Source organism: Cellvibrio sp., from assembly GCF_053579595.1.
In genome coordinates this window covers 1-11,300 of sequence record NZ_JBRFPI010000118.1, presented here as the reverse complement: position 1 = coordinate 11,300, position 11,300 = coordinate 1, and the positions used below count along the sequence as shown (strand labels likewise).

The window sequence follows — 11,300 nt, the reverse complement described above, 5'->3', positions numbered from 1 at the left end:
ATCCACCAAATAGGCGTGGCCATCGTAATCCACCAAAATATTGGCTGGTTTGATATCGCGATGTACAACACCATTACGATGTGCATAACCGAGTGCGCTACAGAGCTGGATTAAAATATTCAATTTGCGCGTGAGGCTAATATCTTTGCGCGGCAATACGGTTTCGAGCGAAACACTTTTTACATAAGGCATCACAAAGTAGGGCAGTTGCTGTTCACTGATACCTTTGTCGATAATTTGAATAATATTCGGATGGCTCAAGCGCGCCACTAATGTGGATTCCTGTTCAAACTGTTGTTGGACGACCGGATCTTGATTCAGGCTTGCATCCAACACTTTAATCGCCACTGGCCGGTCGAGCGATTTTTGTACCGCCAAATACACTTTGGCCATCCCGCCTTCGCCAATCAGCGTTTTGATGTGATACCCCGGAATTGTCTGCACGCTCAATCTCTCGCAAGTCATATGGCTTGGAGTATAGATCGCCTTGTCGCATGCGTTTAAAAGTTTCCCCGCTGGCATCAATGCCTAATTGGCGGCACACTATCGCCATCCTATCCGAGCTCACACAGGGTCACACAATGGATGATCATCTACATCAATTAAGCCAACGCCTCGGCGAACAATTACTCCAGCGTAACTGGCGCATTGCCACCGCAGAATCCTGCACCGGCGGTGGAGTCGCCGCTGCCATCACCGCCATTTCCGGCAGTTCCGCCTGGTTTGAATACGGCATCGTCAGTTATGCGAACGCCGCAAAAGAAAAACTGCTCGGTGTCTCCAGCGAAACACTCGCACGCGAAGGTGCGGTCAGCGAAACCGTAGTCATCGAAATGGCGCGCGGTGTACTCGCATTGTCGGGCGCTGATATTGCGGTTGCGATTAGCGGTGTTGCGGGGCCAAGCGGTGGTTCGCATGAGAAACCGGTTGGTACAGTTTGGTTTGCCTGGGCTACTGTAACAGGGGAAATTAAAACGGAGTTGAAACATTTTGATGGGGATAGGGCGGAGGTGCAGAGATTGGCGGTGGTGTGGGCGTTGGAATGTGCGCTAGATTTTTAGCCTGGCCTAAGTTGCCCAAGGTTTTTCGGTTCAAACAACTTTCTTAAGTCAAAATAAAGGCGGTAGTTTTGTGATCATTGTTGATGAGAAACTGATGGAGCAATGGACTAAACAAAAGTATGACTATTATGTTTCAGCTCGTACATTGTGGGAAAACAATCAAATGCAAATGGCAGCGCTGATGTATGCGTATGCTATAGAAGCTCAAATAAAAAGTGCCTTTAGTCTTTTTCCAAATACTTGTTCAAGGAAGGATTTGGAGCGGCATAATATTTCCAAGTTATTCGCTCAGGCTAAAAATGACGGGATTTTTAATGATGTATCTGCATCTGATGATTTTCTTGATTTTGTTATGGATAATTTTCATCGAAGATATCCTCGGCAGACCAATGAGCAATTAATAAATGCAAGGCAAGGTGGTCGTGGCTTTGCCCTTATTTCTAATCTAAATCATTATTATGACCAGTTTATTATTGATCTTGATAATTCTATTTATAGAAAAAGCAAAGATTGCAGAAGCTCTATGTTTTTTTTGGCAAAAAGAGATTTGGAGTCTGTATGTGGAAAGTATTTCTTTATCTTAAATCCTGCCGCTTTATCCAGGTTGGATGATGCCATCTTGTGGTTGGCTGAAGAAGTAGACGATTATCAAAATGATAATTTTGAGCATAATAATCTGGTGCACATAGCGGGCAGAAAGAGAGAGCTCGCTATGTTAATAAACATGAGAGCTGAATGGCTAAATAGGGATAAGGAAGAAGTTAGTTCTCTTAACATAAAAGTTGATACATCTGCATTTGTTCATCCTGGAAAGTTTGCTAATCACCCTTAGGTTCATGTGAGCGCTATTCTAATAGCCAATACTCCCGCGAACGTTGCACTAGACAGTCAGCATATTTGACCTATAATCGCTTGAATCGTTCGATCTAGTCGTTTCGTTCAAAAGGTGTGATTATGGAAACCCTTACCTCCAATCAAGCCAAAACCCAGTTTGGTGACTTGTTACTGAAAGTGCAGCGCAACCCTATTGAGATTAGCCGTAACGGCAAACCAGTAGCGGTGATGCTATCTATAGAGGATTACAACGCACTGGAAGCTTTGAAATTGCAGCAATTGCAACAGAAAATGCAGCGAGCCGAGGCTGATGTTGCCGCAGGTAAAGTCCATGATGGAGATGCGTTTTTCCAATCCTTAATCGAGGGGAATACGATCTAAATGTTACGTTTGATTCTTACGGATTAGGCTAAACAAGATCTTCTCGATATACGTAAATATACCCAAGCAAAGTGGGGTGTTTTGCAGACCAAAACCTACCTTGGAGAATTGCGAAATACTCTCAGGCGGTTACAGGAGCAACCCTTAATCACTCACTTCAACAACACAATATTCGCCTCTGGCAAATAACACTCAGTCTGCAGCAAACCTTTATCGATATTGAACGATGTTGTCGAGACGGCATTATTTTCCTGTGCTAAGTAAATCGATTTACTGGCGGCTGCGTAATCCTGATAGTAGATGTCTGATTCCTGGCAAACTCCACCACTCATGAAATAGATGCCTTTGTTGTCGGCTTTAAGCAATTTGCTGTATTCATCGAGATTTGCGGTTACGCGTTCGAGCGTGTCATTTTTGCTGCGCAACGCCCAAAGGCCATTTTCGCTGACGTATTGAAAATAAACATCCCCACCGTATTCGATCGCCGAGCCCACAGCACCAAAGGTAAGCTGCTTTTGTTGTTCACCTTCAATACGCCACAGGTTTCTGATTTCGCCGTTGTGCTTAAGTGCAAAAAGCCGATTGATTGTGGGGAAGTAAGCGATTGGTTCGAGTGTATCGGTGCCGCTCAATAGTAAAATTGTTTTATTAGTAAGTAGGTTGTGGTGATAAATTTGGTTGTCGGCATTGAAGACCAAATGCTCACCATCATCCGACCAAATGATGCTACCGACTTTTTTCGGCACTGGTTGAGTAGTGAGTTGGTGTTCTTGCCCGTTCTCCACTAACCATAAATGAATTTGATTATTGCGCACCGACGCATAGACAACTTTTTCGCCATTGGGGGAAAAGCTGGCAGCATAATTAAAGTCGGTATTTTCAGTGAGCCGGGTTTTGGCGCCGTCCAGTGCGGCCAACATGATGTTGGAGCTGCGTTTCTCTTCCGTATAGAAAACACCACTGCCATCGGCGCTGTAATGTGGGCGCGAGAAAATCTTGTCTTTGCTATCGGCTAATGGGATGAGGGTTTGTTTTCCATTCAGATATACCGCGAGTAATTTTCGCTCCTCTTCGGCATATACCAGAACGCCGCTGCCATCGGGGATCCAGCTAATATCTGCTGCGGTAACATCTAACTTCACGCGACTGATACGCGCTTGCTGTGCGTTTAAAAAATCAATCTGGATTTTATTTTTATGCAGACTGGCGATTGCGGTCTTTTGATTGAGTACCGCGCTGGCCACGGGGTTGGTGGCACCCTCCAATTCATCCAGCAGTTTTAGTTGCTGATCCAGAATGGAGTAGTGGTAGCGGCCATTGCCGGAGCTGGGCCCTTGTTTGGCGACTATCTCCAGTGTGTTTTCATCCCACCAGGTCACACTAAAAATCTGACCCTGCCACTGGCTGAGTTGCTGCTTCTCTAACAAGCGCTCCTGTACAAGATCCAAAGTAAAAATATGAAAAGAATAGAGGTAATTGGAGGGTTGATAAAATTGTGTGCCCAGTGGTAAACCATCGCGGCGTTTTACTTCAATCGCTACCAGATTATTACCGGCAGGCGACCAAGCCAATTTGAACCAATTACCATCGCTGTTGGCAACGCGCCAATCATTACCCGCCGCGTTGCGGATAATGATTTCACTTTCCGTTTCGCTGGTAGTGCCAATTTGTTGGTGGGGAGTTAATTTTTCGCGGATATAGGCGAGATGTTGATTATTCGGGTGCGGCGTTGCACTGCGCTCATGCCCGGTTTCGTTGGTATAGCCCTGGGTTGTGTGGAAAACCGTTTGGTGATTGTGAGGTAAGTAAAGGGTGCTCCAATTCACCGTTTTATAAAGTGCTGTAATTGTGGCCAGTACAACTATTGTCAGGCTAGCGATACGCCAAATGCGCAATTTTTCTGCATTGATAACGTGAGTTTCAACTGCGTGGGGTTCATTTTCTGTCTCGGGCGATGGCGGTGAGAGGAACTGCGGTGCCACCAAGAGTTGATAGCCGCGCTTTGAATAATGGGCAATCAATTCCTGATCACCAACCAGTTCACAAAATGCACTGCGTAATGCATTAATACTTTTTTGCACTGACCCGTGGGTGACTACACGGCCTTCCCATAAACGCTCAATCAGCTCTTCATTACTGATTACCCGGGTTTGGTTGCAGGCAAGGTAGTGGAGTACCGCCATCGCTTTGGGTTGCAGTTTGAGGCTTTGGTTGCTTGTCCAAAGTGTGTTGTGTGACGGCGATACTTTCACCTCACCCAGCATAAAACTGGTCTCTTGATGGACGTTCATAGCAGTCCGGAACCTGTTGCAGTCAGCATGGTTAACCCTTTCATGGTAAGTTTTTCTTATTAGTCTGCTTGCCGCGCGGAGCATTCACTAAGCTGCGGCATGGGTGTAATTTTGCAAGAGTTGAACGGGTGAATACAAGTAATGTGCGTGTTTGGATAAATTCTATCTTATTGATTTTTAAAAAGAAAAATTTGGTAAGCAAAAGGTAAGCATGAGGTTTTTGTATGGTCAGTGTTTTCATCGCCATTTGCAATATATTCAATTCACACACATCCTCTGCTGTATCGATGAGTGTCCTCTTACATCACAACCACAAAAGGTAAGGTTATGAAACTTTCATTCATTAAGTCCTCACAGATAAACATGTCACTGCTCATTCCTGCGCTGCTTCTATGTCCGCTGCTCTCCTTCGCTGCGCCTGAGACAACTCAGTCGGATGCAAAGGAGCCGCTGGTTTATATCAACCAGAATATTGGTTTTAATGTAAAAGGGTATAAATACAAACAATCAGAATTTCCATGCGATATAGATAAGGTCCTGGTGAGCAATCTGGTTGATCAAGCCAAGAGCGATGGTATACGGCTTGAGCCTGTAGCTACCGCCGACAAAATTCTCAACGGTGTCGTGCCCGTGGTGGCCATCGATATTGAACAGTTGGTTTTGGGGGATGAAAAGCGTCAATTCGGTACCAAGCAAACCAATTCACTCCCCAAAGTACAAGTGACGGTCGCGCTGATCAAAGGCAAGGATGACATGGTCACTGCCAAACACACTTGCGCGATTATGACACTGAATGAATTTACCCCATCAACCGATGTAGTGGATTTGGGGTCAGGTGTGACTGTCTGTTCCGCAACACGCAAATGCCTGAAGGATTTGAGTAAAGATGTAGTGGAGTGGGTATCGCCACAGATCAAGTAACCATCACATTATTAAAAAATTGTATTATGTATAAAGAAAAACCCGCCGAAACTCTGCAGCTTCGGCGGGTTTTTTATGCAGAAAAAAATTACTGGCTTATTGAATCCGAATCGGAATGTAGGCCATGTTGTTATCGCCATTGGTTTCGGAAATGTCATTGTTCTCGTCGATGATAATGCCGATCCAATAATTTTGCCCCACCGTTAAATCGCTCGGAATAAATACCGGAATAGTGGTGGTGTGTACATCATCCGGGCTGAGTGAGCCGAATGTGCCACCGCCAAGACGTCTGTCGCCAGTGCTAATGAAATCATTATTTGAGACATAAATGCCGAAGCTGATATTGTTTTGCGTGGTTTTACCATTATTTTCCAGCGTAAATTCCGGGCGCACAGTTGTACCACGGGTTACGCGGAAGCCAGGTTCGCCAGCGATGGTAATGGGCGTTAATGTCGCGGTATTGGCACTGTTGCGCACCCTTACACGGTCATGGCTGGAGTATTCACCATCGGCACCGGTACGGCGCCAGTGGGCTACAGACACATCGTTGAAAGTACTGCTTTGGTTGCCGTACAAAACGCGTGAGCCGTGCGATGCATCTTCACCAAAATAAATATTCGCCGTTGTGCCATTGGTGTGGTGGTGACGCCATGAATCGCCCATCACGTTGTATTCCCAATTCACGTGCATCAAACCGAGGAAGTGTCCGGCCTCGTGCGTGATGACGGAATCAATCGGGCGCGCTGAACCTGTATAGGTGAAGTTGGATGATTTTGCGGTGGAGCTGGTCCAGGTGCGATCCGAATCCAACACAATATCTACTTCATCCAAACCATAGTGCCAACCGAAAAACCAGTAGCAGTGGTAATTCATTTGCGCTACGCCCGGTGGCGAAATACTTTTTGCGTAAATTTCATTTTGGCCGTTGCCCCTGCTTACACCACCGGTTTCAGTTGTGGCATTCACGACAAAAGGTGATGGGTTGGCATTGGTAGCATTAATGCCGCGTTGCACGGCGGTTAAGTTACTGCCGTTAAAACTGATGGTGTTGATCCGCGCACTAGTTGAGTTGCCACCCCAGCGCAATTTTTTACCGCTATCGCCATCGCACTCCAGCCAGGATGCGCTCAGTGCGGGTTGTGCGAGCAGTACAATTAACGAGCTGACTAATAATTTAAACCGTAACATGATATGTCTCCCTATATTATTTAACGGTTAGTGGTGAAGTTGTGGCAGTCTTGCGCACAAAGTTTTCCGTTTGGCCACGGAATTTTAATTCTTCATCGCTAGGCTTTGGCTCGGTGATGGCCACTTCTTTTACGGCTGTAGCCACCGGAGGCTTAACAGTAAAGGCGAGTTTCGGATTGGCCGGTACAACGCGTTGTTCGGGCTGGCCTAGCTCTGCGTTGAAGTGTTCGATCAATGCAAAAAACTCATCAGTGATCAGCGGTTCGCGATATTTTTTCATTACCTCTGCAGGCGCTTCGCCTGAGTAATCATCTGCTTTGGTAATGCCTTCAACATTCATATTGATGCGATATAAAGCCGGTGCTTCTGCTTCATATTTTTTGCGCAGTTCTTCCAATCCTTTGCTATCAATTTGATTCGCAGCAATCCAACGCGCAGCGTCAGGTTGTTTGATCACCTTATCGAACGCAGGGCGGGGCATTTCCATTGTGTTGACTTCAAAACGCGGTTTGCCGCCAAATTCCAACGATTTTTCTGCGCCTACCAGCGGCACACCAAAGCCACTGTAGATACGGTCTTCAAGCACACGGAAGCGGCCTTCTACACAATTCACCAATTGGCAATCGCCAGCTTCACCCCCGGGAATAAACAATACATCGGCTTCGCCGCGTGCAAATGTGGGCGCCGTGGTTTCGGTGTAAGCACCACCACTGCCATCGGCACCTCCGGGAACGCGCAGGGTAATTTTTTCCGGCAGATAACCGCGGAATACTTTACCAATCTCGTAGGTTACAAATGTGTGTGGAACACCTTTGGGTTCTTCGCGGGTTGGTTCGGAATTGCGGTATTGGATATCGACCACTTTGCCATAAGCGACTGCAGCACTCTGCGCCATTAAATCGCGCAACCCGCCGTCAGGTGCATCGGCGGCGCTGTGTGCCATCAGGGTTTGGCTGGAGAGAAACAAGGAACAGGCTGTTGCCAGCCCAAATAACAATTGCGGCTTCATAACGAAACTCCTTCTAGTGATTAACAACACGGCTTGGTTTACAGGGTGTAAACAAGCTCTGCTAAAGAACATTGAGAATCCTTAATGTTCTGGTCACCAGAGTAGGGGGAGTTGCGGACGGGGGCGAGGAAATATTCCCCTGGGATTTGGGCATTTTTTCACAGCGAGCCTAAAGCCCTGACTTAGGCAATGGCTGTTGTTTTGCACATTTGGCTTGATGTCATCATAATGCAAATGATACTCTAATGATAATGATTATCAATTGGTAATTTTTTCCGATTGGTTTTGTTTTTAATCCTATATGAGTATCCATCAATGCAGAAGAAGGCCAATCGCGTTAATCCATTTCCGAAAACTGTTCTCGCTTTGGCAATGGTGAGTTGTTTATCTCCCGCTTATGCCGAAGAGCAAGTAAAGCCCGGGTCTTTGAAGAAGGTCGTGGTAAGTGCTGAAGCAATTGAAGAGGTCACATATACCGGCAAAGAGGCCAGTACCTCCACCAAAATGGCGCTGAGCCTGCAAGAAACACCGCAATCAGTCTCGGTGGTGACGCGCAAACAAATTGACGATATGGGCGCGACTAATTTAGGCCAGGTATTGCTGCAAACCACGGGTATTATTTTGACTGGCGACAATTCCGAGCGCACCAACTTTTCCGTGCGCGGTTTCAATATGGGCGATGGCTGGAACTCCAATCTGTTGCAGTACGATGGCATTCCCATCAATGCATCTAACGTTGCTGCATCAAAACCCGATATGGCGATGATTGAGCGTGTCGAAGTGTTACGCGGCGCAGCGGGATTGATGCAAGGCTCAGGTGAGCCTTCGGGCGCTATCAATCTTATTCGCAAAAAGCCCACCGCACATTTTCAGGCAAACGGTGCGGTGAGTTACGGTTCATGGGATATGGTTCGCGCAGAAGTTGATGTATCCAACAGCCTGAATGACAGCGGCACAGTGCGTGGGCGTGTGGTTGCATCTTATCAAGATGCTAATTCTTATATGACGGCCGTCACCCGCGATACGAATCTTGTTTACGGCATCCTGAGTGCCGATCTAACCGATAGCACGTTGCTGAATGTCGGTTATAAACGCCAGGGCGAACACGCAATAGGCGCGCACAATTTACCGCGCGATCCCCGCACGGGCGCCGATTTAAAATTGAGCCGCGACAACTGCAGTTGTAATTTTTCTGACTATTGGGATAAAGCCAATGCCGATGGATTTATCGACCTTGAACACGAATTTGAAAACGGTTGGTCGGTGAAAGGTTCATATGTGCGCGCCAAGATTGAAATGGATATGGTGTTCACCAGTTTGGCTGCTGTACCTGCGGCACTTTTTAATCCTGAAAGTCCACAAGGCACAGTGAATAAATATGCTTATCAATACGTGCAAACTATCGATGTGTTTGATGTGTTTTCCCGCGGGAAATTTAATCTGTTTGGCCGCGAACATGAATTGGTAGTTGGCGGCAATTCGCAAAAAAGTGATATCCCCGGCCGCTGGACCAGTTGGGATGTGGTGTTGGATGACTTCACGTTGTGGAATCGACTTGGCACCCAACCGCGCCCGGCATTATTGGTCGACCTTGATACTTATAGCCCATATGATTTGCCGTATATCGCTCCGCGTTATGAATTGGACGGTGGCCAATCGTTTGAGGATCGCCAACAAACCGGCGTGTATATCACTTCACGTTTTAATCTCGCTGATCCGCTCAATCTAATTTTGGGTGTGAGGCAAAGTGATTTTGAATTTGATTCAAAATATAAAAGTAATGTGACCAATCAGTTTGTTCCCAGTCGCCGCACCACTTACGAAAAAAACAACATCAATACTCCTTACGTGGGTATCACGTTTGATCTCAATGATGTCTATACCGCCTATGCCAGCTTTACCGATTCTTTTGTGGTGCAAAACGCTAAAGATGTTAATGAGCAGTTGCTTGATCCCATTAAAGGCAATGTATATGAAGCGGGCATAAAAGGCAGTTTTAATGACGACATGCTAATCGTTTCTTTGGCAGCTTTTAGAACCAATCAAATCAATCGCTCCATGCGCAACGAAAGTAGTTTAGGAAAATGCCCTCAAAATGGCGGCGATGGTTATTGCAATATTGCCGCAGGAGAAGTTGTCAGCGAAGGTATTGAGGCTGAAGTGCGCGGCGAATTAATTCCCGGTTTTAATTTAACACTGGGTTATACCTACAACACCAATGAATTCGCGAAGGATGCAACTAATCAAGGGCGTGTCTTTAATGAAACTACGCCGGAGCATATCGCACGTTTGTTTGCGACTTATCAATTCCTCAATGAGTTAACCATTGGCGGCGGAGTTAATTATCAAAGTGAGTGGATTGTGAGCCGTTACAGTGCTGTGTCTGCGCGTCAGGATGATTATTTATTAGTGAACTTGATGGCGAGCTATCCGATTAACGACACCTTCACTGTTGCTGTGAACGCAGACAACGCGCTGGATGAAAAATATTACTCCTATTTATCCGCCGCCTCCAATCGCTACGGCGAGCCTCGCAATATGCGAATTACTTTGCGTGCGAATTTTTAAATGGTGTCTTATGGTCAGTACAGAAATGATGGCATTAAATGCGCGTGCCGATGTGGTTCAATTTTGGCCTGAAATGTATTTTTATGATCGAGCGGCGATAATTTTCCTGGGTGGATATCGATAGTGAAGAGAGTAAAGAAATGGTGATGGGGTTGGCACTGAAGTTTTAAGTGGGCTGTAACGCCATATCGAAAATCCTATAGAAGTTGGCACCTTTTATTGCACCGGAAAGGGTTGCGGGAAAGCTTGTATTCAGGGGTGATTGATATTGATTCTTATTTGTTTTTGGTAATATTTCCTTACAGCACAAATCTACTCAATCCACATTCCATTTTGATCGGGCTTTATTGTTATGTCCCAACACAGTATTTCCTTGGCGCAGGTCAGCTCGCGTATCGCCGCTGCTATTTTGGGCGGTTATGCCTTTACCTGGGGGCTTATGGCTCTGGCAGTAGCGCTGCTGTTTGCCGCCGGCATGGAATTTCATGATGCCGAACATCTCGGTTATATCATCGGTTTTCTGGTTTATCTGACGGTGTTTCTCTGGGCATTTGCCAGCCGCAGTCTGGTACGTATTTGGCTTTTGTTGGCTGGAGGCGGGGGCGCGATGGCGCTTATGGCATCCTTGATTCAGTCGTTGCTTCTTTAGATATCCGGAGACTTTTTATGTTCCAGAATTTCCGTCTCTCAATGACATGGCTGCACACCTGGTTTGGCCTGGTGCTGGGTTTTGTGTTGATGATTGTCTTTTTCTTCGGTGCACTTTCGGTATTTGACCGCGAGATTGATCGCTGGGCGATTCCCCAATCGCGCTTTGAGCCGCAACCCATGCCGTCGTTCGACAAAATCCTTAAGCCGGTATTCGAGAATATGCAGCCTTCCGCTGCCAGTGTGAGTGAAATGAGCAGTAGGGTCGATGGCCCTATGCCGGAGTACTTTGATACCCCGACTCGCTGGGGCGCCTATACCACTCATCGCGATCCGGTGTTGAGTGTATTTGCCGGATTTGACGTGCCTAACGCCAAAGATCCAGAGGAGAACATTTTT

The 11,300-nt window shown here is 46.5% G+C and carries 11 protein-coding genes and 1 pseudogene; 8 read left to right on the top strand and 4 right to left on the bottom strand.

Features of this window, described 5'->3' with window-relative positions:
- Window positions 1–444: serine/threonine-protein kinase (locus tag ACWA6V_RS09385; RefSeq protein WP_449522240.1), on the bottom strand; the 444-nt coding region annotated here is incomplete at its 3' end.
- Window positions 445–581: 137 nt separating this feature from the next.
- Between ACWA6V_RS09385 and ACWA6V_RS09380 the strand changes: the two genes are divergently transcribed.
- From ACWA6V_RS09380 to ACWA6V_RS09365, 4 genes and pseudogenes are all read left to right on the top strand, one after another.
- Entirely contained in the window at window positions 582–1,061 is a 480-nt protein-coding gene (locus ACWA6V_RS09380; protein WP_449522239.1) for a CinA family protein, read from the top strand.
- Between the two features lie 70 nt (window positions 1,062–1,131).
- Window positions 1,132–1,893: a hypothetical protein gene (locus ACWA6V_RS09375; RefSeq protein ID WP_449522238.1), complete on the top strand. Its 762-nt coding sequence runs from the start codon at window positions 1,132–1,134 to the stop codon at window positions 1,891–1,893.
- 122 nt (window positions 1,894–2,015) lie between these two features.
- On the top strand, window positions 2,016–2,276 hold the full coding sequence (locus ACWA6V_RS09370; protein WP_449522237.1) for a type II toxin-antitoxin system Phd/YefM family antitoxin: 261 nt from the start codon (window positions 2,016–2,018) through the stop codon (window positions 2,274–2,276).
- Between the two features lie 39 nt (window positions 2,277–2,315).
- Window positions 2,316–2,465, top strand: a pseudogene (locus ACWA6V_RS09365) (hypothetical protein); the annotation flags it as partial.
- Here ACWA6V_RS09365 and ACWA6V_RS09360 read toward each other — a convergent pair.
- A complete protein-coding gene (locus ACWA6V_RS09360) occupies window positions 2,429–4,567 on the bottom strand; it encodes a winged helix-turn-helix domain-containing protein (RefSeq protein WP_449522236.1) in 2,139 nt (712 codons plus the stop codon). The pseudogene ACWA6V_RS09365 and the gene ACWA6V_RS09360 sit on opposite strands and share 37 nt — an antisense overlap.
- 327 nt (window positions 4,568–4,894) lie before the next feature.
- Here ACWA6V_RS09360 and ACWA6V_RS09355 point away from each other — a divergent pair, with 327 nt between their 5' ends.
- Entirely contained in the window at window positions 4,895–5,488 is a 594-nt protein-coding gene (locus tag ACWA6V_RS09355) for a hypothetical protein (protein WP_449522235.1), read from the top strand.
- A gap of 96 nt (window positions 5,489–5,584) precedes the next feature.
- Here ACWA6V_RS09355 and ACWA6V_RS09350 read toward each other — a convergent pair whose 3' ends face one another.
- Window positions 5,585–6,676 carry a CARDB domain-containing protein gene (locus ACWA6V_RS09350; protein WP_449522234.1) on the bottom strand — a complete coding sequence of 364 codons (1,092 nt, stop codon included), beginning with the start codon at window positions 6,674–6,676 and terminating at the stop codon, window positions 5,585–5,587.
- Between the two features lie 16 nt (window positions 6,677–6,692).
- Window positions 6,693–7,685 (bottom strand): hypothetical protein, encoded by a 993-nt coding sequence (locus ACWA6V_RS09345; RefSeq protein WP_449522233.1) that lies wholly within the window; start codon window positions 7,683–7,685, stop codon window positions 6,693–6,695.
- 315 nt (window positions 7,686–8,000) lie between these two features.
- Here ACWA6V_RS09345 and ACWA6V_RS09340 point away from each other — a divergent pair, with 315 nt between their 5' ends.
- The 3 genes from ACWA6V_RS09340 to ACWA6V_RS09330 form a co-directional block, all read left to right on the top strand.
- Window positions 8,001–10,253, top strand: a complete 2,253-nt coding sequence (locus ACWA6V_RS09340; RefSeq protein ID WP_449522232.1) for a TonB-dependent siderophore receptor — start codon at window positions 8,001–8,003, stop codon at window positions 10,251–10,253.
- Window positions 10,254–10,605: 352 nt separating this feature from the next.
- The gene (locus tag ACWA6V_RS09335; RefSeq protein ID WP_449522231.1) at window positions 10,606–10,902 is read left to right on the top strand and encodes an iron uptake protein; all 297 of its coding nucleotides are present in this window, start codon (window positions 10,606–10,608) and stop codon (window positions 10,900–10,902) included.
- 17 nt (window positions 10,903–10,919) lie between these two features.
- Window positions 10,920–11,300, top strand: a 381-nt coding sequence (locus ACWA6V_RS09330) for a PepSY-associated TM helix domain-containing protein (RefSeq protein WP_449522230.1), incomplete at its 3' end; no start/stop codon positions are given.